General features: G+C 36.1%; 23 protein-coding genes. 15 read left to right on the top strand and 8 right to left on the bottom strand.

Translation table 11 applies throughout. The features are described 5' to 3' along the window. Together PESP_RS12580 and PESP_RS12575 are read left to right on the top strand one after the other, a co-directional pair. Entirely contained in the window at positions 1-1143 is a 1143-nt protein-coding gene (locus tag PESP_RS12580) for a class I SAM-dependent methyltransferase (protein ID WP_089348322.1), read from the top strand. 6 nt (positions 1144-1149) lie between these two features. Beyond that, a complete protein-coding gene (locus PESP_RS12575; RefSeq protein WP_089348321.1) occupies positions 1150-2334 on the top strand; it encodes a glycosyltransferase family A protein in 1185 nt (394 codons plus the stop codon). 14 nt (positions 2335-2348) lie between these two features. Here PESP_RS12575 and PESP_RS12570 read toward each other — a convergent pair whose 3' ends face one another. The 6 genes from PESP_RS12570 to PESP_RS12545 form a co-directional block, all read right to left on the bottom strand. Next, positions 2349-3263 carry a glycosyltransferase family 2 protein gene (locus PESP_RS12570; protein ID WP_089348320.1) on the bottom strand — a complete coding sequence of 305 codons (915 nt, stop codon included), beginning with the start codon at positions 3261-3263 and terminating at the stop codon, positions 2349-2351. 106 nt (positions 3264-3369) lie between these two features. After that, positions 3370-4029 carry a class I SAM-dependent methyltransferase gene (locus PESP_RS12565; RefSeq protein WP_164504425.1) on the bottom strand — a complete coding sequence of 220 codons (660 nt, stop codon included), beginning with the start codon at positions 4027-4029 and terminating at the stop codon, positions 3370-3372. 7 nt (positions 4030-4036) lie between these two features. Then, positions 4037-5026, bottom strand: a complete 990-nt coding sequence (locus PESP_RS12560; protein WP_089348318.1) for a hypothetical protein — start codon at positions 5024-5026, stop codon at positions 4037-4039. Position 5027: 1 nt separating this feature from the next. Beyond that, positions 5028-6266 (bottom strand): aminotransferase class III-fold pyridoxal phosphate-dependent enzyme, encoded by a 1239-nt coding sequence (locus PESP_RS12555; protein ID WP_164504424.1) that lies wholly within the window; start codon positions 6264-6266, stop codon positions 5028-5030. A gap of 2 nt (positions 6267-6268) precedes the next feature. Beyond that, on the bottom strand, positions 6269-7267 hold the full coding sequence (locus tag PESP_RS12550) for a class I SAM-dependent methyltransferase (protein ID WP_089348316.1): 999 nt from the start codon (positions 7265-7267) through the stop codon (positions 6269-6271). Next, positions 7264-8121: a radical SAM/SPASM domain-containing protein gene (locus PESP_RS12545; protein ID WP_089348315.1), complete on the bottom strand. Its 858-nt coding sequence runs from the start codon at positions 8119-8121 to the stop codon at positions 7264-7266. Before PESP_RS12545 ends, PESP_RS12550 begins: the two co-directional genes overlap by 4 nt. Positions 8122-8417: 296 nt before the next feature. On the opposite strand from PESP_RS12545, the gene PESP_RS12540 reads away from it, so the two are divergent. The 11 genes from PESP_RS12540 (at position 8418) to PESP_RS12490 (ending at position 18040) form a co-directional block, all read left to right on the top strand. Then, on the top strand, positions 8418-9293 hold the full coding sequence (locus tag PESP_RS12540; RefSeq protein WP_089348314.1) for a hypothetical protein: 876 nt from the start codon (positions 8418-8420) through the stop codon (positions 9291-9293). 8 nt (positions 9294-9301) lie between these two features. After that, on the top strand, positions 9302-10039 hold the full coding sequence (locus PESP_RS12535; protein WP_089348313.1) for an FkbM family methyltransferase: 738 nt from the start codon (positions 9302-9304) through the stop codon (positions 10037-10039). A gap of 153 nt (positions 10040-10192) precedes the next feature. Continuing rightward, on the top strand, positions 10193-11179 hold the full coding sequence (locus PESP_RS12530) for a hypothetical protein (protein WP_089348312.1): 987 nt from the start codon (positions 10193-10195) through the stop codon (positions 11177-11179). 25 nt (positions 11180-11204) lie between these two features. Beyond that, on the top strand, positions 11205-12281 hold the full coding sequence (gene pseI / locus PESP_RS12525) for a pseudaminic acid synthase (RefSeq protein WP_089348311.1): 1077 nt from the start codon (positions 11205-11207) through the stop codon (positions 12279-12281). After that, a complete protein-coding gene (locus PESP_RS12520) occupies positions 12278-13018 on the top strand; it encodes a cytidylyltransferase domain-containing protein (RefSeq protein ID WP_089348310.1) in 741 nt (246 codons plus the stop codon). The genes pseI and PESP_RS12520 overlap by 4 nt, the downstream gene beginning before the upstream one ends. 1 nt (position 13019) lies before the next feature. Continuing rightward, positions 13020-13568, top strand: a complete 549-nt coding sequence (locus PESP_RS12515) for a GNAT family N-acetyltransferase (protein WP_089348309.1) — start codon at positions 13020-13022, stop codon at positions 13566-13568. A 1-nt stretch (position 13569) separates the two neighbouring features. Continuing rightward, a complete protein-coding gene (locus PESP_RS12510; protein WP_089348308.1) occupies positions 13570-13809 on the top strand; it encodes an acyl carrier protein in 240 nt (79 codons plus the stop codon). Beyond that, complete coding sequence (locus PESP_RS12505) at positions 13802-14548, top strand: SDR family NAD(P)-dependent oxidoreductase (RefSeq protein WP_089348307.1); 747 nt, start codon at positions 13802-13804, stop codon at positions 14546-14548. The genes PESP_RS12510 and PESP_RS12505 overlap by 8 nt, the downstream gene beginning before the upstream one ends. A gap of 1 nt (position 14549) precedes the next feature. Next, positions 14550-15893 (top strand): AMP-binding protein, encoded by a 1344-nt coding sequence (locus tag PESP_RS12500; protein ID WP_087530895.1) that lies wholly within the window; start codon positions 14550-14552, stop codon positions 15891-15893. Then, on the top strand, positions 15880-16923 hold the full coding sequence (locus tag PESP_RS12495; protein ID WP_089348306.1) for a LuxE/PaaK family acyltransferase: 1044 nt from the start codon (positions 15880-15882) through the stop codon (positions 16921-16923). Before PESP_RS12500 ends, PESP_RS12495 begins: the two co-directional genes overlap by 14 nt. Further along, positions 16907-18040 carry an aldehyde dehydrogenase family protein gene (locus tag PESP_RS12490; protein WP_089348305.1) on the top strand — a complete coding sequence of 378 codons (1134 nt, stop codon included), beginning with the start codon at positions 16907-16909 and terminating at the stop codon, positions 18038-18040. Before PESP_RS12495 ends, PESP_RS12490 begins: the two co-directional genes overlap by 17 nt. Here PESP_RS12490 and pseC read toward each other — a convergent pair. Together pseC and pseB are read right to left on the bottom strand one after the other, a co-directional pair. Then, complete coding sequence (gene pseC / locus PESP_RS12485) at positions 17998-19200, bottom strand: UDP-4-amino-4,6-dideoxy-N-acetyl-beta-L-altrosamine transaminase (protein WP_089348304.1); 1203 nt, start codon at positions 19198-19200, stop codon at positions 17998-18000. The genes PESP_RS12490 and pseC overlap by 43 nt on opposite strands. 8 nt (positions 19201-19208) lie before the next feature. Beyond that, positions 19209-20210, bottom strand: a complete 1002-nt coding sequence (gene pseB, locus PESP_RS12480) for a UDP-N-acetylglucosamine 4,6-dehydratase (inverting) (protein ID WP_087530891.1) — start codon at positions 20208-20210, stop codon at positions 19209-19211. Between the two features lie 209 nt (positions 20211-20419). On the opposite strand from pseB, the gene PESP_RS12475 reads away from it, so the two are divergent. Further along, on the top strand, positions 20420-21205 hold the full coding sequence (locus PESP_RS12475) for a flagellin N-terminal helical domain-containing protein (protein ID WP_089348303.1): 786 nt from the start codon (positions 20420-20422) through the stop codon (positions 21203-21205). Between the two features lie 47 nt (positions 21206-21252). Continuing rightward, the gene (locus PESP_RS12470) at positions 21253-22527 is read left to right on the top strand and encodes an MBL fold metallo-hydrolase (protein WP_089348302.1); all 1275 of its coding nucleotides are present in this window, start codon (positions 21253-21255) and stop codon (positions 22525-22527) included. Positions 22528-22621: the final 94 nt, after the last annotated feature.

The raw sequence follows: 22621 nt of genomic DNA, 5'->3' as shown, positions 1-22621 counted from the left end.
ATGAATTCAATCACTATACAATATGCTTCAAGAAATAAGGTTACAATTATAAAAAATGAATCTACTGAATTGTTCACAACACTAGCATGGCATGTGTCGAAAAATATCTCAAATTGTGGGAGAGTAATAAGTGATAATCATTTACAATATTTAACTAACATGGAAGCTGATTCGTGTCTAAATGATCTCCATAATGCACTGAATATTGGTGGTACTTTAGAGTTAAATGTCCCTGATTTTGATTATGTAGTCAGCTTATGGCTGGAGGCTACTTGGAAGGAAGCCGAAATCCGTAATCCACATTCTGCAGCAAGTAGCAGCATTAAAGGGATTTTTGGAGAGCAGCCTAACACTAATCCTATGCTAGAAAATTATGACAACAAATTGTTGGATAGCTTTCACTCTTGCTATTCTAAAGCAAGATTGAAGTTTTTGTTAGAGAGGGTTGGCTTTACTGATGTGCAAGTTACTTCTAATGCTGGCTGCTTGAACGCTATTGCTAATAAAACAATGAATAAAGGTGAGCGTCAAATATCAACCTCATTGGATAATATTAGACCTGACCACCTCAATAGATATGAATTTGCAGCTGACTTTCTGAAGAACAAGTTGTTGCTTAAAAAAAATGCAATGCTAAATATTCTTGATTTAGCATGTGGAATCGGTTACGGCTCTTGGATTTTGGCAAACTCGCTAGATGCAAGTGTAACATCTGTAGATGTAGATTCTGGAGCTATTGACTATGCAAAAGAATATTATCAGCATGAGAAAATTAAGTATTTATGTGAAGATGTCAAAACGTGGTCAGAAGTAGACAATGAAAGTTTTGATGTAATTGTATCTTTTGAAACAATTGAACATATCACTTTTGATAAATGGTTATTAAATAGATACTTTCAACTTTTAAGGCCTGGTGGGCTACTAATTGTTTCAACACCCAATGAGACATACATGCCTTTTGATAAGCATACGTTTCCTTTCCATGTAAAGCATTACACAAGCGAAGAAATCTGTGGCCTTGTTTCATCTTGTGGCTTTGAAGTTATCGATGAGTTTATGCAGCTTGATAACAAGACCGGAAAAATAGAAAGAGGTAATAGTGGAGTATTCTCTTTATTACTTGGTCGAAAAATGGAATCATAGGTAAGTATGCTATTCTCTGTTGTGATTCCAGTATTTAATAGGGTTTTAGAGCTTGAGAGGGCCTTAAATTCAGTTGCTTCTCAAACATATAAACCTGAAGAGGTAATAATCATAAATGATGGCTCTGAACTGCAATATACTAAAAAGATAAAGTGTTTAATAAAAAACTATGCTGAGATAAATGTTAGACTGATATCTTACCCAAACAATGTTAATGGTGCATATGCGCGCAACGTAGGTATTGATAACGCTAAGGCTGAATTTATTTGCTTTTTGGACTCTGATGATGAATGGGAAATAGATAAACTCGATAAAATAAGGTTATTACATGTAAATAACCCTCGATGTGAATTTTTTTATAACCAATATCGAAATGTCATAGCAGGCAAAGCTCAACAACCTTTGCCTGTGAAAGGAATTTGTAAGAATCAGTCTGTAGCTGAATATACTTTCATTAGTAATCGAGGAAAGTCTGGTATCCAATCTAGCTGTATTTGTATAAAAAGTAATTTAGCAAAGCTTATAAGATTCAATGATAGCCTGAAAGGACATCAAGATTGGGATTTTGCCATTCGTGCTTTAAGTAACTGTGATGAAGTTTTATTTATAGAAGAAGCCCTAACTTTAAGGCATGTAGATGGTTCTGAAGAAGGTAAGGTGTCTACCAGTCTAGCTTATGATTTCTCCTGCTCACTTATTAAAAAACTAGAAAATTATTTTAGCATTAAGGCTATGGCTGCATATGCGCTTAATATTCTTTTACCTAAAAAAATGTTTTCAGATGAATCCTTGATATATATCAATAAATATGAAATTTTGGCTTTTTTTCTTTATCCATTTGAATTTATCTCTGAGTTTAGAGCTCATTATTTGTTTAGGAAAAGATACTCTAGAATACTAAGGCTTTGTAAAAAGAATGATTTTAATAAAGTAATTTTAGTTGGTTGGAATAGCTATAGCCGATACATTGAACAGCAGATGGTAAAAAGTGGGATAGAAGTCGTGTGTGTTATTGATAAATATAAGCGCATATCCTCACATAATTCAGTAAATGTATTAGGGTATGATGTTTTAAATACTGACTTAGTTAAAGATGTTCAATGTGTAATTACTGTAACTGATCTTTACCATGAAAGTATGGCGGCTGATGTTCGCAGTTATCAGCCAAAAACTAGATTAGAGTATTTCTAAATTTAACTAATATATTATTTCCTTATGTAGCCAAAAAATAATCCAAATACAAATGAAATACTTGCCATTTTATAAACACATGCATTACAGCTTCTAAACTTTTTAAAATCCTCGCAAGGAGAGAGTTTATGTAATTTTTGAATAGAATATCTCTTTAAGTTTTCATAATCTTTTTTCTTATTGTATATTTCCCAGAAATCTCTTCCCAAGGCAAACTGTTTTTTCCATGACCATACTATAGACTGTTTTTTCAAAGGTGTAAGATGTATCATTTTCCATAGCTTACTAAACCCAAGTTTATATCCAGCCATAGCTAAATTTCTTTGGGCATGTACTTCTTCACCATAGCTAATTTTATTGTTGCTCATACCTATGTCAGTAGGAAAGCCACCAACAGACTTCAAAGGTAAAAGTTTGTAAGCTGCAATACCACCAGAAAAATATGAAGTTTTTAATATACCTTCAGACTCATCTTTTGGAAACATGTGTACGTTGGTTTCAAATTCATCATAAAACCATACTTTTTTTCCTTCGGCATACCAAGGAGTGTATAAGCCCCCAAAAGCATCAAACGGATAAGAACTTGCAATGCGATTAAGTTGAATAAGCCAATCATCAGCTACCAGAGCATCATCATCTAGGTAGACAATCCATTCTGTGTCACAATGACTTATAGCAGCATTTCTTGCATTGCCTAAACCAACCTCAGTACAATTTATAGAATCAATTTTTTCATTTTTATCACTAATAAACTTTATATATGAAGCCGTGTTATCTGTTGAGTTATTATCGACTATTAATAGTTTAGATTCATTAGATTGGTTAATTAATGTTAGTAACTGTTCTATCGTTTTTGATAGATACTTAACCCTATTTCTTGTACATATTACAATTGTATACTTATGGGATATAGAAGATGTTTTTGTCATAGGTAAAGCCTAATTCTTCCAACATTTTACATGCAAAGTTGTGATGGTATATCGCTGTTATTAATGTTATATACGCGACCTAAGCTAAAAATGAGGCCCATTAATTTTATCCATGCAAAGGTCTCATTTGGAAATGGCCGTCAGTGTGAGTTTCATTATCATCATAATACTCTGCGCTTATCAGTTGCCATTCATTCATATTTGTTAAGAAGCGTTGAGTTCCATCAAAATATGGTAATTTTTCGAGCCCATACTTCTGTTCTCTAGCGAAGGCGTTTGAGATAATAAGTAAGCCATTTTGCTTAAGAACTGCTCTAATAGAAGCTAAAGCTTCTTCTATATCGTCGACTATATACCACAATAACTGGTTCAAAATTACAACATCCACAGATTTTATAGAAAACTGTGAAGACAATTCCTTTGCGTTGCAAACGAAAAAGTTAGGTTCAGCAAATAACTTTTTAGCTTTAGTAATAGCTGTTTGACTTAAGTCTACACCAAAGACTTCTGATGTAGGGTGGTGAACTTTTATTTGCTCTGTAAAATGTCCTAAACCACAGCCAACTTCTATAATAAAGCTTTTTTCTTCTTTATTATCAATTTTATTGAGAATTCTCTGTCTTGATTTTTGGTAGTATCTTGCCATATCACCTTGGCCACTTTGGCACCAAGGATCTTCATCTGCTTGATAAAAACCTTCAAAATCACCAATAAAGTCTAGTTTGCCATTAGTATTTTTGAAAATGTAATCCTTTGAATCAGCCATAATTTTCCTAACTTTCAATTGAAGATGTAGCGAGGTAATCTGATAAAAGTGATTGTTCATTACAAACACTTAATTTTATCCCATTTGGCTTTAACACCACTCTATCGATAAGATTGATATATGTAACTATATCTAAGCAATTTAACTTCTCAGTGATCTTTCTATCAGCACTGGCATGGATGTTTGATACATTTTGATTCCATTGTGCTATTTCATAGTCTCTGCGAACAGCCTCTCTTACGTCTGAGTATATGTCCTCTTTGTCATCTTGTTGATTCCAAAAATAGTCGCTATTCCCAAGATCTACACCCAAAAGTCGAATGTCTTTATATCCCAATTTACAGGCAAAATGTATAGCGCAGTCTAAATTAGAAGCATGATGAATCAACGGGTGATTATTATCTAAGAAGTGTCTTTTTAAATAGGATTCTATAAATTTTTCTTCTCTAGATTTGAGCACCAAAGGGGAATAGAACTTTATTTTAGAGACATTATTCGGCTCTAAGCTATTTTGGTTCTGTAGCAGGTGGCGTATATGGACAAGCACAGATTCATTGTGCCTTTTAGAATTATTTATAAGTTTGCTTTCAATTAAGCGGAAAGCTTCACTAGATTTACCTAGTTCTACCATATGTATGTCAGGGCTAAAATGGTGGTTATAGAAATAATTTACACCGATTGAATAGTTTTCTTTTATTTGTGACCAATTTTTATCCGATAACTCATTTATACTTGCGCCACACCCAAGTATATATGCAATATCGCCTTTGCTTGTAATATTATCAAAATCCTTAAATTCTTCGCCTTTTAAAATCCTAGACTCCTTTAAGAACATTCTCGAAAGAAATCTATCCCACTTGATTTCTTGTAACTGCTTATGACTAATGTTTTTATATTGACCTAATAGTAGGCTTAATTTTGACAACACACCATATGATTTAAATAAAAAAGGTGCATACTTTCGATATGTCTTAGTTTTGAAAGATAGGCTCTTCATTTTACAAAAACTCAGATGTTTCAATACAACTTGATATTATGGCCTCTCTAGCTAACCTGAGTTCGGGTTCTCTATGCTCAAAAGAAGGAAGAACAATTCCGTTTGTTGGCCAGGAAATCTCCTTTTTTTTAATTATGTCCCTAAACGTTTTTTGTAAAGTAGCTGGCATTTCAAGCTTATCTCTCTCAGCTCGAGACTTAAAAGGTTTATCTGTGAATGCAAGTCTCAAGAATGGGCCATTGGAAATTATTTTGAATGGTAAGTTTTTGTTTAGTAACTCGGAATTTATAGTGTTTTTGAAGGTATCCGATTCAGTATTAAAAGAAGTATAATTTTTTTGTATTAGCTGCTTTAATGTTGCCGTTGCAGCTACAGCCATCAAAGGGTTTGCAGAATATGTTCCACCTGTAATCACTGCGTTTTCAGGATTCCCAAAACTCATTTGAGATACTTTTTCATTTATAACAGTAAGCCCAACCGGTAAACCTCCTGCGAAAGATTTTCCATATGTAATAATGTCTGGTTTCAAGCCTAATTTAGGCGATGCTCCAGAGAGTGAAACTCTAAAACCTGAAATGATCTCATCCGCAATTATTAAGATGTTATGTTGATAACAAAAGGCTGTTAACTTTTTAAGAAACCCTGAAATATTGCTTTGTGGATTAGAGCCTTGTATCGGTTCTATAATAATTGCAGCTAACTTTTCTTTGTGCCTTTCTAGGATTTCGAAAGTTTCATCACAATTATAAGGAACAATTAATCTATCTTTATTAATTGATGTAGGTATACCAAAGTTTAATGCTTGCTTATCTAAATCAAATCGTGACCCTGAATCATGTAATGTCCATTCATTTGAACCATGCCAGCCGCCTTCAAATGAGGCGATTAATGACTTGCCTGAAGCTAACCTAGAAATTCTTATCGCTTTTTGAGTTGCTTCAGTTCCACTATTACTAAATATATAGTCTGAATATTCAGAGGGAACTACTTGTGATAGGAGTTCACAAGTCTCATGTATATATTGATTGTTTGCAAGGTAAATAGTGCCTTTACTCACCTGACTTTGTATTGCAGATACAATTTCAGGGTTAGAATGACCTAGAAGTTGAGAACCTGCAGCCATACATAAATCAAGTAGTTTTTGCCCTCTTTTAGTATAAAGGTATGCACCTTCAGCTTTTACAATTTGATTTGAATCTTCGTTTGACTCATAGCCAGCGTGTCTAAGGGTGTAATTCATAATCATCTTACTTTCTGAGCTATAACAAAAATATTACCAGCTAACTTGCAGTCACTTAGTAACTGAGAAAAGCCTGACGCAAATTGTTCATTATAAATTTGGGTTTGTAGAAACTCCCCAATAGAGTTGCTGGAGTTTTCTAACAGAAACTTTTGTACGTATGAAACATCTAAAGAGCCATTTAATGTAAAGTAATCGACTAGTTTAAACCCTGATTTTTCAAGTAAGACATTAATAGAGTCAAGATTGAATAGGTTTATATGTCCTGGTGGCAAAATTTGTACATGCTTAGTATCTGCAATTTGCCACTCGAAACTTGAAGTATTTGGAGTTGAAAAAAACCAAAAGCCATCATCTCTAAGTACTTCACTGATACTTTCAGATAGAGCTATAGGATCACGTATATGCTCAATTGTATCCCACATTGTAACTAAATCAAAAGCCTGAGGGTTATTCAAGTTCTCTATTAGAGTGGTGTATATCTCGATATCGGGATAGCGAGATTTTAATTTATTACATGCGTCTACGCTGGGATCGCAACACGTTATATGGAAGGGCGAAGCATTTCTTTTTAAGGCTTCAATAAAAATACCAATTGCACTCCCAACATCTAACAATTTACCTGACGAGATATAGTTTTTAATTTTTTCAATACGTTTGGTGAATATCGGAACTCTATTTTCGAAAGACTCTTCAAAAAATTCATTTTCGAACTCCTTCATTTCACTATTGTAATAAATCTCTAGTTGCTCTTCGCTAGGCATAGGATTACAAAAAATATGCGAGCACTTAGAGCACTTATCAAGATTAAAGCCAAATTTCTCAGTGAAATGAACTAAATTTTTGCTGTTACAAACAGGACAGCAATTTATAGACTCTGAATTTTTCGTTTGATTTAAAATCCTCTCAGCAATCTGACTCATCATTTCTTTTAACTTTATTTGCTTTTTTTTGGTGTGAACTTGGTCAAAAGTTATGTTATTTGAAAGCTCTTTTGTCATAGTTTAAGTTCCCAATGCTTTTTATGGTTGTACCCGTGAAGGGTACCGTCCGTGTTGCACTTATGGCATGGGTCACATGTTCTTGATCCTTTTAGAAGTTTCTTTCGATAGTTATTGAAAGCTTGCCCTTGCCAAACATCTAATAAACTTTGACCGGCAACATTTCCAAATTTAACTTTCTTATTCCAATCTTGCATGCAGAGTAATACATCTCCATTCCAGTCGATTGTCATTGAGTAAGCCGTGTAATAGCATGGATGATTGGGGATTATTTCAGGTTGATCTCCTGTTTGAATCGTGCCGGCTCTATTTGTTAGCTTCAAACCAAAGTCATCCTCACCAGTATGCCACCTGTCTCTTAATATATAGTCATTCTCAGATAAACCTGATTCAGCAAAAAGACTTTTAAGATGTTCAATTTGCTCTGGGCCATCATACATACTTACAACGAAATAATTTAGCCCAGCCTCTTTTAGTTTTTGTATGTAACGAGGCTTTAACTTATCGCCATTTGTAACCATTTCAAGGCGAATTTCTTTAGGAAAAGCGGCTATGATTTCGTCAAAGTGCGGACATAAAGTAGGCTCAGAGTACCCTGAAAATACAACAACACCTTTATAGTTTAACTCTAGTAGCTCTTGCCCAATTTTTCTTGCTATTTCAACGGACATATGTAGGTTTTGATTCGGGTAGATTGAATCATCAATTCTTGGGCAAAATTCACATTTTCTATTGCAAAGCTCAGTAATATTAATATCTAACCAGCTAAAAAGAGGCACATCATCAATAAATTGAACATCGTCGATATAAGAAGATTTTCTTCTAAGGTTACTTTTGGTCGCTTCGTTGAGCATAATTCTCTCTTTTTTTAGCGTATTTTGAAATAAATAAGCACAAAGTATGCCTATTTGTTGCTTTCAAATTTAAAGTAGCAAGATTTAGGTCGTTTTTTTGCTTTATATTTTCATTATAAAGTAAGTTCATAGGTTTGTTTATTAGTACCACACCAGTAATGAAAAATAATTATTTAAACGTGCATATAACTCAGCTATTATTTGTGATAAAGAACCTTCGACAGCTCTTCACAGCTCAATAATGAGTAACTTCAATTAATAGAAAATATTAGAACTCTATCATATAAGGAACTATAGTGGGTAATGCAATTGATACACTTATTAAAGACTCGATTTTTTTAAGCCGCCCGAGTCAATTTGCTGACGAGCTGATTAGACTTTGCATTAACGAACAAGATATTGTTAAGTCAAGAGCAATGTCTCTTCGTACTTTGATGTCATCTAACTTGGCTGTATTTAATGCATTTTTCGAATCTCTTGAGCAGTACTCACTTCACTACCCAAGTATAGCTAAGATAAAAAATCCATTAACTAAAGTAGAGTTAGAGGTTTTTGAACAGATTAATCGTTCAAGACTATTATCAGCTACTTCTATAGACAGATTAGAGCGACGAGAAAGAGAATTTTTAAATTCGCTTGATCAGCTGAATGAGAATGAGCAAGTAGTAAAGATATTTTGGCAGAAGCTAGCTCATAATCTGAGTTTTCCATTTAAATTTAAGTTAGAAAAACTGCTTTTTGAAGTTGTATTACCTAGTTATAGCTATACAGGGAGTTCTTTTAATTGGCATATTGATAACTTAAAAGATCAAATTAAGGTTTTTGTGCCATTTCATGATGTTAAAGCTGAGGAGGGGGCTATGGTGTTCTTCCCTAATACAGAGCTATTTGAAACTCTTCCGTTAGAAATGAAGTCAAAAATAATGAACATCTTCTCATTAGTCAATGATAAAACATCAGTTTTAAATCATCTAGAAAGCTATATTGTTCAAGCTTTATCTAAGGGAGCAACTTTTGAACATTTAACCCTTAATAGAGATGAAATTGCTATATTTAATTCACGAGTAATCCATAGTGGAAGTCAAGTTAAGTCAACTCCTAGGTATGGGGTTACATTTTATTTAAATGTGGAATCAAAAAGAAACAGAATCCTTAATTGTTTTAATGAGTAGGTTATTATATGAATACTAATTCAGTTATAAAGAAAGATGTGTTTGAAATTAATTATATTGAATTAAATGAGCTATCAAGAAATAGGTTTGAATCGTTTGACATAGAAGAACCAGAAACTATCGCTTGGATTGATTCGTTTGATGAATCGGCAGTCTTTTGGGATATAGGTGCAAATATTGGTGTCTTTTCCCTTTATGCTTCACTTACTAAGGAAGTTCGAGTAATTTCTTTTGAACCTGAATCCTCTAATTTCTATCAGCTAAATAAAAATATTCGACTAAATGATTTATCTGAAACTGTTGTTGCATATCCATTTGCTTTAATGGATAAAGATGGCATTTCCTGTTTGCACCTTGCTAGGGACTATGAAGGGTGGGCATGCAATTCTTATGGAAGAAATTTAGATCCTTTTCTTAATGAGAGAGAGAGCAACATAATACAGGGAGCAGTTGCTTTTAAAGCGGAGTCATTGCTTAATGAGCATGAAATATTATTTCCAAATTATGTAAAAATTGATGTAGATGGGTTTGAAGATCTCGTGATCTTAGGGTTTGGAGAGCATTTGAATGATATGCGTTTGAAAGGTATCCTTTGCGAACTAAATTTAAATCTTGAAGAGCATTGTCAGATCATAGATTTTTTGAAGAGTTATGGTTTTTCTTATAGTGAAGCGCAGGTACAAAAAGATACTCTCAAAGAAGGCTATTTTAAAGGAATGTGTAATGTAATTTTTTATAGAAATTAAATCCTTAGAATAGGATTTTTAATACTAAGTCTCTTTGTTGTGTTACATAACAAGCTTTCGTTTAAGATATCTACATGATAGCTTTTCTAAGAACTATTTTTTGTCTATCTTATTATGGGGACTTTGTCGCTTTTTATTCAAAGGTAGTTCCCCGTGACCTATAGGAAAAATGTAGCAATATATGCCAATGCAAGCCAGAAAACTGGCTATGGGCATGTAATGCGACAAATCGCGTTGATCGAAGTTTTGCTTAGCAAACAGCATGAAGTCACACTTTTTTACCGTGATTTAGCTCCTCTATTGCATTGCAAACTCACCAATATGGGGGTGGATCTAAAGTTTGTTGTAGATGAAGCAGCTCTTGTAACCATGCTATCAAGTACCGATATTTTAATTGTTGATGATTATGCACTATCAGAAAACACACTAAGTAAGTTAAATTTGACTGTAAAAAAAATGGTTTTCTTTGATGATGGTGCATATCTGAATCCATTAGAATTTGATTTAATCGTGAACCCTAGCGATGTAGTTGAGACAATCCATAAAGCTTCTAAAGTGTTACAAGGGCCAGCCTATCGGCTAATAAGAAGTGAGTTTAAATCGCATAGAACTCGCGAAAGCGTTATTGATAAGAGTGTCTTCATTAGTTTAGGTGGTACGGATGTCAAAATGTTGACTCCAGAGCTGTGCAAGCAATTTGTTACTAGCAGTGATATTGCAAAGCTCGTTGTTGCAGTAAGTAGCGGTTGTTCAGAAAAAACGCTGACTTTGCTGAACAGTTTACAGCAAAATGATAAATTTGAATTACACATTAACCACCCAAATCTAGCTAGATTAATGAGTGAAGCTGATATTGCTATTACGTCCGCGGGGGGGAGCTTGTTTGAATTGATGTATCTAGGCGTACCAACAATTGCTTTAGTCTTAGTTGATAACCAATCTCAAGCATTAGACTCTTCACTAAATAATAGTGCTTATCAATGCATTGATTTTAGAAATGAGCACGCTGACTTAACTAATGTGGGACAACAGGCCCTATTTTTGCTTAAATCAGCCGATATGAAGAAAAAGTTGTCACTACTTGGCCAGCAGGCAGTTGATGGTTTGGCAGTAGAGCGCATAATTGAAGCGCTAAATTAAATCAAATAATGGTCGAAGCAATATAATGAAAAAATTTGATGTTGGGCAGTTACAGAAGTGCATCATTATTGATGGTATTAAAATTGGTGAGGGTTGTCAGCCTTATACTATTGCAGAGCTTTCTGGAAATCACGGTGGCGATATTAATAAAGCACTTGAATTAATTGATGCTGCTGCTAAAACGGGGGCAAGTGCAATTAAAATACAAACTTACCGCCCAGATACGATTACACTTAACCATGATGGGCCAGAGTTTGTTGTTAAAGATAAACTTTGGAAAGGCCGTACTTTATATGATTTATATGAAGAAGCACATACTCCGTGGGATTGGCATGAAGCGTTATTCGCACGAGCAAAGCAACATGGTATTACACTTTTTTCTTCGCCATTCGACAAAACTGCAATTGATCTGTTAGAAGACTTAAATTGCCCTGCATATAAAATTGCTTCGTTCGAAATTACAGATATAGGTTTGATTCAATACGCGGCTCAAACAGGTAAGCCAATCATTATGTCTACTGGCATGGCTACCCTTGATGAAATTGAAGAAGCTGTGACTGCGGTAAAAGAAGTTGGTGGTAAACAGTTGGCAGTTTTACACTGTGTCAGCGGTTACCCTACACCAATCAATGACTGTAATTTATCAACACTTGCTTATTTAAAACAACACTTAGCACTTCCTGTTGGTTTAAGTGACCATAGCCTAGCCGATACTGCTGCGATAGCATCAGTTGCACTGGGGGCGAGTATTATAGAAAAACATTTTAAATTAGAAGATGATACAACAAGTGTTGATGCTGCGTTTTCATTAAACCCTAGTGGTTTTAAAGCGATGGTTGATGCAACAACTGCAGCGTATTATGCGCTTGGTGAGCCTAGCTTTCGCTTAGCGAAAAGCGAGCAAGATAATGTCGCATTTAGACGTTCTTTGTATATAGCGCAAGATATTAAACAGGGTGAGTTATTTACTGAAACAAATTTACGCTCAGTTAGACCCGGCCTTGGTTTACATCCACGTTATTTAAACTCAATGCTAGGTAAGCCTGCTAGTAAAGCATTGAATAAAGGTAGCGCGATGAAGCTGGAGTATGTTCAGAAATGAAAGTGATTGCTTGCTCACAAGCTCGGTATGATTCCAAAAGGCTACCAGGAAAAGTGCTACAAACTGTTAATGATCAATCGTTGTTGCAATACCATATAACACGTCTTAAATCGGCAAAAAATATTACCGAACATGTAATTGCAACGAGTGATCATAATAATGACGATGATGTTGCTGTGCATTGTTTAAAACTAGGAGTCAGGGTTTTTCGCGGGAGTAAGCTTAATGTGTTGCAACGCTTTACTGATGTTGTGCGGGTGCTTGGTTTGGATGATGATGATCGTATTGTACGTTTGACTGCTGATTGCCCGTTAGTAGATGCTCAACTTGTTGATCAATTAATCGCTTATCATCTTGAGCGAGGCGACGATTATTCGAGCCTGTACATCGGCGAGCATATCCGTGGTTTTGATGCAGAGATAATGTCGGTTAAGGCGTTAAAAATGGCTGCAAAAAATGCTGTGGAAGATTATCAAAAAGAGCATGTAACGCCTTATTTGTATCAGCATCCAAAGCAATTTAAAGTTAGTCAATATAAAGCACCATGTGATTATCAAGGCTATACGCGATTATGTATTGATGAGCCAAGAGATTTGCAGATGTTTACACAATTAGTGACGGCTTATCCCAGAGATATTAGCGTAGCTAAGTACATTGATATTTTAGATTTTTTAAAACACCACCCTGAAATAGCTTTACTCAATCAAGATGTAAAACAAAAAAAGTTAGGAGAATAACGTGCGTCTTTCTCGATTAGCAAGTTATGCGGTACAGCTAAGGGAAGTTAAAGAAAGTGATTGTGAGCGCGTTTGGCAATGGCGAAACCTTGAGCATGTTCGAACCCAAATGAAGAATAGGGGTGCTATAGAGTGGCAGCATCATCAACAATGGTTTAATTCGATGCTTGTAGATGATAAGCAGCAGCACTTTATTATTCATTATAAAGCCACAGCAATTGGTGTAATTAATATTCACGCAGAGCACAACCTTGAAATTGCCGAGTCGGCGAGTATTGGTATTTATATTTCTGATACACAATACCTAAATAATATAGTGGCCTTTGCGCCGTCTTTAGTTATGCTGGATTATGCGTTTAATGATTTGAATATGTTATATTTACACTCAGAAGTAAGGCGGGAGAATCAGGCTGCAATTCGCTATAATCAACAACTTGGCTATCAGCTCAAAGAACACCCAAGTGATAATCATATGCTCAGCATTTCACTCAACCAATCAGAGTTTGAGCAAGCAACAACTAAAATAAAGCACTTTTTAAATCGAGGTTAATGTGTCATTAGAAAAGCTCACCACTGCATTTGTTAACGTATTAGAGATCACACCAGAAGAGGTGTGCAATGAACTTAGTTATTCTGAGCATCCTAAATGGGATTCAATGAGCCATATGATGTTGATTGCAGAGCTCGAAGGCGAATTTGATATTATGCTTGATACGGATGATATTATAGATATGAGCTCATTTTTAAAAGCCCAGAAAATCTTAGCTAAGTACGGAGTGTCATTTGAATAAGACCGCAACTTATACGTTGATCACAGGTGCTAACAGCGGCATAGGGTATGCCACTGCGAGTAACCTTGTGGCGCAACACAAAGCTGTGATTTTGGTTGCTCGAAATGCTGAAAAATTAAACATGGCGCGCGAGCAATTACTATTAAGTTATCCCATGGCAAATATACTCACAGAGATTACTGATTTAGGTGATAGTGCAGATATAAAACAACTGTTTAGTTCTATTTCTCAGCAGAAGATTAATCTTGAAGGGGTCGTGCATTGTGCTGGTGACATGCTTGAAGCTCCTTTGATGATGAGCCGTGATGTGCAGATTGATCAACAATATCAAATACATTTAAAAGCAGCTCTATTACTTTGTCAAGGCGCTAGTAAACTGATGCTTCGTAAAAAGTGCGGTAGTATCGTGTTAGTTAGTTCAGTTGTTGCAGAGCAAGGTAGTAGCGGTCAAGTTGTCTATGCAAGTATGAAAGCCGCTATTAAAGGGTTAGTGACAAGTTTAGCGCAGGAACTAGGAAGTTATAATATTCGTGTAAATGCTTTAGCTCCAGGGGTTATAGCAACACCGTTAACCGCTCATTTTGATGATGCAAAGAAACAGCAACTCAGTCAACGTACCGCACTTAAACGTTTAGGAGAAGGTGAAGATATCGCTAATGTAGCGGCATTTTTGTTAAGCAGTCAAGCGGCTTATATTACGGGTCAAACAATTGCGGTTGATGGCGGATTAAGGTTGTAATATGGCTGGAATGTTCTGGCAACTAACAGCAAAAAATTCTCAAGGACGGCTTTTTTATGGTACTCAGTCAATTGATTACATAGAACTTGAACAGCAAGTAAGCAGTGTCCAAAGTGTATTACCAATTGAGCGCGAATTAATCGCTCTTGTTGCAAATTCTTCACTTAATTTTATAGTTTATTATTTAGCATTATTAAGAACGCAACATGCTATCCTTTTAATTGACCCATCATTAAGTGACACCGAAAAACACGTTTTATACGAACATTATCAAGTTAACTCTATAATTATAGAGCAAACTATTCAGCCATTTAGCAAGATAAAACATAAACTTGCAGCTGAACTCAGTGTGCTTTTATCTACCAGCGGTTCAACTGGTTCGCCAAAGCTGGTGAAGTTAAGTAAAGCAAATATTGCGGCTAATTGTGCTTCAATCTGTGAGTTTTTACCGATAAAAAGTAGCGATGTAACAATGACATTTTTGCCGCTTTCATATTCATTCGGGTTGTCTATTTTGCACAGTCACTTGGCGTGTGGCGCCTCGATAGTTATACAAAATGAGAGCCCAATGTCAGCAAGTTTTTGGCAGCAGTTCCAAAAATTTAAAGTAAATAGCTTTTACGGTGTGCCATTTAGTTTTCAGTTGTTGGTGCGACTGGGTTTAGACAAACTACCTTTACAGCAAATTCGCTACATGGCGCAAGCTGGTGGAAAGCTGCTTGAGAAACAGTGGCAAACCCTTGCTAATTTCACAGAGGCTACTGATGTCGAGTTTTATACTATGTATGGACAAACAGAAGCCACTGCACGAATTGCTTATTTGCCCGCCGAGAATTTTACTGAAAATACAGGGGTAATAGGTCAAGCTATTCCCAATACAAAGTTGTCTCTCATTGATGGAGTTGAGCAAGAAATTACTGCCTGTAATACGCCTGGAGAGTTGTGTGTGGTTGGCGATAACGTATTTGGGGGTTATGCCACCTCTGTGGCTGAACTGAATACATTCACGCAAAATTTACCCTTAAAAACAGGTGATATTGCACAGCGTCTAGAGAATGGTTTTTATCAAATAGTAGGGCGCTCTAAACGTATTTGTAAACTTACGGGTAAGCGTATTAATCTTGATGAAGTACAAGCCTGGATCAGCACAGAGCTTGCATCAGAAGTTATTTGTACAGGAAGTGAAGATGCGTTTAATGTATATGTCACTGAACGCACGGATGTTGATGTAAAAAAAATGCTCGCCGACAAGCTCAAATGTCACAGTCGTTTAATTAGTGTCATTTACTTGCAAACTATCCCTAGGCTTAGCAACGGCAAGGTAGACTATCATGCACTTAACTGATGAACAGTTACTAGAATTACCCGTATATGGTTTAGCGAATAATGAAAAGCAAGCTTTTTTACATAGCCAACTTACCTTTTTAGATAGTCATCATAAGAAACATTGTGCGCCTTATCAGCGTTTGCAGCAATCATTTGCAGACACAATGCCATTAGCTGTACCATTATTTAAGCAATTTTTATTATCCAGCATAAATGCAGATCAACAACATCGTTTGTTAACTTCGTCGGGTACCAGCGGCGCGGTATCTAAGATATCATTAGATGCACAGACTGCGCAGTTACAAAGTAAAATTCTGACAAAAACATTGCAGCATTGGTTAGGTAAACAACGTTTACCTATGTTGATTATTGATGCGAAACAGACGATACGAAAAAAAACAACAATGTCAGCACGTGCAGCAGGCATACAAGGCATGTTGTTTTTTGGTCGTGATCCGCATTTTGCCCTAAATGATGATATGACTTTAAACATGCCTGTCATTGATGCTTTTTTTGAAAAGTACAGGGCAACGCCAGTGTTTATGTTTGGTTTTACTTTTATTGTTTGGCAGCAATTTATTCAGGCATTGACTAAATGCGATAAAAACATGAAATTTGAAAAAGGGGTCTTATTGCATGGTGGTGGCTGGAAAAAAATGCAACAACACGCAGTGAGCAATAAGGCATTTAAACAAGCCGTAGCTGAGCAACTAGGTGCTATTAAGGTGCATGATTACTATGGCATGGTAGAACAGACGGGCACAATTTACATTGAATGTGAGCATGGTTTTTTACATACACCAGCTTGGTCTGATATTAGTATTGTTGATGCTGCCACACAGCAGCCTTTACCTACTAATACGCAAGGGGTGATCCAAGTTGAGTCAGTGCTTGCTAAAAGCTACCCAGGACACCGTTTATTAACCGAGGATTTAGGCACTTTGCATGGTGAAGATAATTGCCAATGCGGCCGACTGGGTAAATACTTTACGGTACAAGGGCGGTTAGCTAAATCACAAGTTAGGGGCTGTAGTGACACCTTTATTTAAACATACCTCATTACAGCAATTGCAGGGGAATTTTACGCAGTTATCACCGCAGGCAGCGCCGTTTCAAGATGATACTGTTGCTGATATTGCTGCTTTCTCACAGTTCTTGTTGAAAAAGCAGCAATCGAATGCAATATCAGCACTGGGGTTTTGGTGTCGAAAGGCAAATATACTTGCTATGAAAAAACACTACATGGCGTTAAATCATAGTCAGCCAAGAGGATTGGTGTTTCATATTACTCCGGCTAATGTAGATACAGTGTATTTTTATAGTTTACTACTGAGTATGCTCTGCGGTAACTGTAATATTGTGAGGATCAGTGATCGCAGTGGCGAGCAAACTTATCAGTTGATAGCTTTACTGAATGAATTTTTATCCTTGCATCCATACTCGGTATTAAACTCATTGTGTGCCATTGTATCTTATCCAAGTAATGCGCAGGTTATCACCGAGCATTTTAGTGAGCATTGCGATATGCGGATCATCTGGGGTGGCGATGATGCAATAGAAAAAATCAATCAACAAGCCAATGTTCAACACCAAGTATGCTTCCCTGATCGATACTCGTTAGCTGTCATTCGTCTTTCGACAAATCTCGATGTTGACCTTGCTGTGACACGTTTTATTCGTGACTTTAATGCTTTCTCTCAACAAGCTTGTTCTTCACCCAAAGCTATCTTGTGGTATCAGACATCCTTAGAGTTACAGCAGTTATTTTGGCAGGCACTTCGCTTAGCTCTTAGTAAAGATGAATCACAGTTTAGCCAAACCGCAAAAGCCAATCGTTTATATCATTTACAGCAGTTAATTCTACTTGCGAATATTAATATACAAGCTATTGATAAATACTCTGAATTTATGCGTTGTGAATTACTGACATTTTTACCAGATATGCTATTACATCACCAAGGTGATGGTTTGATTTTGTCTTATCAACTGCAGCGTTTAGAATTAAATAAAACGGATAAATTACAAACTATTAGTTGTTTTGGATTAAACGCCAGTGAGCAAAATCAACTTGCAGCTGTTGCCATTAGAACTGTTTCTTTAGGGCAAGCGCTCACATTTTATCATTATTGGGATGGTGTGGATTTACTCGAAGAACTAAGTTGTTGATAAAGACTCTTAACTGTACTTTTAACCGTGCTAATTTCTTGCTCTGTAAGTGCAGGGTGTAAAGGTATAGTAATAGCTTGAGAATAGTATTTCATCGCATTTGGGAAGGTTGATTTAGCAAAGCCCAGCTGTTGATAGAAAGGCTGCAAAAAGATTGGAATATAGTGCAAATGAGCTTGTATGCCCTGAGCTCTAAGTTGTTTGATCATCATAGCTTGCAGCGCTTGATTGCTAAACTCTAAGCGCAAAATATACAAATGATAACTACTGTAACATTCTTCAGTGACTAACAGCGATTGCATGCTTTGCTCAGTAAAAAATACATCGAATTGTTTTGCAATTAGATTTCGTACCTTAACAAAGTTGTCGAGTTGATTTAGCTGGCTTAACCCAAGTGCGGCTTGTAATTCTGTCATTCGATAATTAAAGCCAAGTTCAATTTGTTGATAATACCAAGGTCCGTGGCTTGGTTCTGTCATTTCATCAGGATTATTAGTAATTCCATGACTGCGCAAGCGCTTCAACTTGTTATCGATTTCTTCGCTGTTGGATACTGCCATACCACCTTCAGCTGAGGTAATAATTTTAACTGGGTGAAAGCTAAATACAGTGATATCTGAGTAGTCGCAACAGCCAACAGGTTTATTGTGATATTTAGCACCAATAGCATGAGATGCGTCTTCAATTATTTTGAAGTTGTACTTTTTGGCTAGATTTGCAATGGCCTGCATATCACATGATTGACCCGCAAGGTGAACAGGAATTACAACTTTCGGTAAAGAGTTTGTTTTTTCTGCTTCTAATAATTTCTGCTCCAAAGCCAATGGAGACATATTCCCTGTTTCGAGGTCTATATCGACAAAATCTACTTTTGCCCCACAATACAAAGCACAATTAGCAGAGGCAACAAATGAAATTGGGGATGTCCAAACGGTGTCACCCTCGCCAACGCCTAACGCTAAGCAAGCAATATGCAATGCTGATGTAGCGCTATTGGTTGCACAGGCAAATTTTGCACCACAGTAATTAGCAGTTGCGTGCTCAAAAGCGGGTACTTTAGGGCCTTGTGTAAGCCAGTCAGACTTTAATACATTAACAACGGCATCTATATCATCTTGTGAAATACTTTGCTTACCGTAAGGAATTACTTTATTTTTCATAGCAGTATTTACAACAATGCTTGCACATTAAAGTCTTTTATTTCTTCAAGCGTCATATACTGTGGGTTGCTTAAAGAGTTATATTCAAAACCTTGTTTTACTTTTTTGCCTTTTTCACCCAATGCATTAACAGTGAAATCATTACTGCGGCTACTAAATTTAATTCCAGGAGCTATCAAAAAATGATCTTGATATTCATAAGTTTCAAAGCATAAATCTTGCGGACACATTACTTCATGAAGCTTTTCTCCAGGGCGAATACCAATAACTTTGATAGGTAAATCAGGAGCCATTGCTTTGGCTAAATCTGTAATACGGATTGAGGGGATTTTAGGAACAAAAATTTCACCACCAAGCATACGCTCAAAGTTTGTTAGAACAAAATCAACACCTTGCTGGAGGCTTATCCAAAAGCGGGTCATTTCTTCATGGGTAATAGGGATATGGTCGCGGCCTTGGTCAATAAATTTTTGGAAAATGGGCACTACTGAACCGCGTGAGCACACTACATTACCGTAACGAACAACTGAAAATGTGGTGCGATTACCACCGGCAATATTGTTAGCCGCAACAAAGAGTTTGTCAGATGCTAACTTAGTAGCACCATACAAATTAATAGGGTTTGCCGCTTTGTCAGTTGATAGTGCAATGACTTTTTCAACATTGTTGTCCAGTGCTGCATCAATTACGTTTTCTGCACCATTAATATTGGTTTTTATACATTCCATAGGGTTGTATTCAGCCGCAGGCACTTGCTTTAAAGCAGCTGCATGAATTACATAGTTAACCTCACGCATTGCACGCCGTAACCTGTCTTTATCGCGTACATCACCGATAAAATAGCGCATACAGGGTTGATCGAACTCCTGTTGCATTTCAAATTGCTTTAGTTCATCCCGAGAAAATATAATGATTTTTTTAGGGTTATATCGCTCAAGCAATGTCTTTACGTACTTTTTACCGAATGATCCGGTACCACCGGTGATTAAAATTGTTTTGTTATCGAACATAAGATTATCCAAGCTATTTATCATTGGCGTAGCTGTATATAAAATGAAGTACGCATTGTGAGAATTTTGACACAATTTCCAATACTTTACATACTTATTAAGTATGTTAGCAAGCTCGATGCCAAGTTAATTTAGCTTAAACATGGTACAAAGTGTAAAAATTGGCAAATTAAGCTATAATTTATACGATTAGTTTGTCGGAGGCTGCCATGAAAATTCAATCACCAAACACTAGTTTACTTAGTCAAAATCAACAAACGTCCAATAAGCTTGCTGAGCAACTTGCGACAGGTAAAAAAGTTAATTCTGCGGCGGATGATGCCGCAGCTTTGCAAATTATAGACCGTTTAACCTCACAACAAGATGGTTATGGCCAAGCTGTACGAAATGCTTACGATGGTATTTCATACTCTCAAGTCACTGATTCAAGTTTGTCCGGTGTCAATGATGCGGTATCACGTATCCGTGAGCTTTCTATTCAAGCGGGCAACGGAGCCCTTAATGATAGTGACCGTGCAGCATTGCAAGAAGAGGTAGTTCAGCTACAAAGTCAAATCACAGAGACGTTTGAAAACGCGTCTTTTGGCGGTAAGCCTTTATTTGATGGTCAGCCGGTGTCGTTTCAAGTAGGGCCTGATGCCAATACCACACAAACAACCACGCCTTCAGATGGTAGTTTTGCATCAGTAATCTCAACTATTAATATCTCTACGCAAGCGGGGGCACAAGCCGCAATTGATATTAGCGACCAAGCAGCGGAAGAAATTAACGCCCAACGTGCAGAGCTAGGGGCTTTTCAAAATACTTTAGCGAGTACTATTAAGGGGCTGGGTACTCAGAAAGAAAATATTGCAGCGAGCCAAAGCCGTATTGAAGATACTGATTATGCACAGGCAATATCTCAGCAAGCCTCTAATGATATTTTGTCTCAAGCATCCATTGCACTGCGCGGTCAAGCAAATCAATCTGCTGAGTCAATTTTAGGTTTATTATAATATCATGTAGACTTCTTTCTTAGTTATTAAAGCAGGAAGAAGTCTTTATGAAGGTTCGTTATATTTATAGTGCTTGTATAGAAATCGAGACAAAAGATATTAGGATACTAACAGATCCTTGGTTTACACCTGGAGCATATGATGGAGCTTGGCATCAGTTTCCTTTGATAGATAATCCACTTGAGATTATAAAGGAACCGGATGTTATTTATATTTCACATATTCACCCAGATCATTATGATCCGATTTTTTTGCATAAACTATTTGATAAATATGGCAAAAAACCAGTGATAATACCTGTTTTTGAAAATAATTATCTCTTATATAAAGCAAGGGCTGATGGGATTGAAGTAACCCCTATAGAGTATGGCTTATACGGAGATACGCATTTATATGTGGTGCCAAATATACACGGTTCTGCTTCAGATATAGACTCTGCTTTATTTGTAAGTTGTGATGGTGTAAATATTTTAAACTTGAATGACTGTATAGAATCAGCTAAGCATACAACAAGGTTACATTCGATTATTTCAAGGCATTGCTCAGAATTAGATTTGTTAGCTTTAGGCTACACTGGAGCTGGACCTTATCCACAAACCTATTATGATTTTGCTGATCCTGAATTAGAATTTAAAGCAGAACAGAAAAAGCAACAATTCTTTAAACGTTACCTAGATTACACAAAGTTATTTCCTGCTAAAAATCATCTACCATTTGCTGGTAAATATTTGTTAGGTGGTAAATTAGCTAAATTGAATGATTTTAGAGGGGTTGCAGATGCATATGAAGTAAAAGAATTTGATCCTAAAGCTATTATTCTAGCTGATAAAGGTGAGGGCGAGATAGACTTACAAACTGGTGAGCTATCAAAGGAGAGAAAGCAGTGTTATTCGAAAGAAGATTATGAAGCGCGAAAGTTAGTACTTCAAGAAGAGTTACTCGATTATGAAAGTGAAATATGTATCTCATATGAGAAGATAAAATTCTCAAAACTTGTTCAGAGTAGTCTTGTTAACGCGCTTAGGAAGTCCGAAAATTTAGAAGATTATTATTTTGTTTTTAATATTATGATTGATGATAAAATAAGAGAAAAATTTGTTATTAATACTCGTAAATCAAGTGCCGCAATCTTGTTATCTCATTCTGACAATTTAATACCAAGAAGTGAATATTATGTAGACTACAGGCATTTTTTTGGTTGTTTAACCGGTGTTTATCATTGGAATAATGCTGAAGTTGCAAGCTTTTGTAATGTACGAAGAACCCCAAATATCCATAGACCTAAAGCACAAGCATTTTTAAACTTTCTCTCGATTTGTTAACAGATAATTCTTAAGTATTACTTAAAGTTAATCTAACGGCAGTTTTTTGGCAATGATGTCAAAAAACTGCCGCTTAGTGCTTGCATCCCTCTCA

The organism is Pseudoalteromonas espejiana DSM 9414 (genome assembly GCF_002221525.1).
In the GTDB taxonomy this organism is placed as follows: domain Bacteria; phylum Pseudomonadota; class Gammaproteobacteria; order Enterobacterales; family Alteromonadaceae; genus Pseudoalteromonas; species Pseudoalteromonas espejiana.
Note: the sequence above shows the minus strand (reverse complement) of the source record. Positions and strands in the feature narration are given on the sequence as shown.